This is a genomic window from Bradyrhizobium sp. SRL28, from assembly GCF_018596315.1.
Classification (GTDB): Bacteria; Pseudomonadota; Alphaproteobacteria; order Rhizobiales; family Xanthobacteraceae; genus Bradyrhizobium.
On the sequence record NZ_JAHEAG010000152.1, the window covers coordinates 1 to 1,407 of the forward strand.

A 1,407-nucleotide genomic window follows, 5' to 3' on the forward strand; every position below is an offset into this window, starting at 1 on the left:
TGATGTGGTGGACGGCGCCCGCTCCCGACATCGCAGTGTCATAGGGTGGTTCGTCGAAGACGAATCACATGAGGGGAGCCGTCCACATGCAAATTACCACGATCGGTTTGGATATCGCCAAGAACGTGTTCCAGGTTCACGGCATTGACGCGGCGGAGAACGTCATCGTCAGAAAGCAACTTCGCCGCGGCCAGATTATAGCGTTCTTTGAAGCTCTGGCGCCGTGCCTGGTCGGCATGGAGGCCTGTGCCACGTCGCACCATTGGGCTCGCGAGTTGACGAAGCTGGGCCACGAGGTCCGTCTGATGCCAGCGAAGGACGTGAAGGCCTACGTCAAGCGCAATAAGAACGATGCCGCCGACGCGGAGGCAATCTGTGAGGCGGTGCGGCGCCCGACCATGCGTTTCGTGCGGATTAAGTCGGCCGAGCAGCAGGGCCAGTTGATGCTGCATCGAGCACGCGACCTGCTGATGCGCCAACGCACCCAGTTGATCAATGCATTACGGGCACATTTGGCCGAGTTCGGCATTACGGCTGCACAGGGCCGCGAAGGGATCAAAGAGTTGTTGGCGATCATCGCACAGGATGAGGGTTCGCGCTTGCCGGTCGACGCCCACGCCAGCCTGACCGTACTAGCGGCGCAGCTTCAGGCTGTGCAGACGACGATCGGATCGATCGAGAAACGGATCGTTGCGCAGCATCGCTCGAACGAGGCAAGTAAGCGGCTCGAGACCATCCCCGGTATCGGCGTCATAGGCGCGACGACCATCACCGCCGTCGTCACGGACCCGAAGGCATTCCGGTCGGGTCGTGATTTTGCGGCCTGGATCGGGATCGTGCCGCGGCAGGATTCGACCGGCGGCAAACAGAAGCTCGGGCCGATATCGAAACAGGGTGACCAATACCTCAGGCGTATTCTTATTGTCGGAGCCCATTCTGTCTTGCGGCGTGCACGCCAGCAGCCGCAGAAGTATCCCTGGCTCACGCAGCTTCTCGCTCGGCGACCGTTCAAGGTCGTCGCGGTCGCGCTGGCCAACAAGATGGCGCGGATCGCCTGGGCGTTGCTGGCCAGAGGTGGGACCTACCGGGCGCCCCAGCTTGTGGCAGTCTAACAAGGAGCTCGGCAATGGGAGGATGAGGTTGCGTCCGTGCGTTCACGAACTGCAGGGGTGAAGACGACATTGATGCGAAACGGTCGAGACCGTCGATTGGGAAAACCCGTAAGGTGCCACGCGAGGAAAGAACGCGTGCTTTTGTTTGGGACCCAATCAGCGGATCACATCAGGGCCAGCAGCCAAAGTGGCTGCATTCAAAGGCCGGATACATGGCTGCACCCGAACGCTTCGCTGAAACGTCAGATTCCTCTTGCACCGCGGGCGCCGTCCATACATGGCACCTTTGAGACAT

At 60.6% G+C, this 1,407-nt stretch carries 1 protein-coding gene; it reads left to right on the forward strand.

Annotated elements, in window-relative coordinates; genetic code table 11:
• The first annotated feature begins 86 nt into the window (after window positions 1–86).
• On the forward strand, window positions 87–1,112 hold the full coding sequence (locus tag KIP88_RS45720; RefSeq protein WP_214494609.1) for an IS110 family transposase: 1,026 nt from the start codon (window positions 87–89) through the stop codon (window positions 1,110–1,112).
• The last annotated feature ends 295 nt before the right edge of the window (window positions 1,113–1,407 follow it).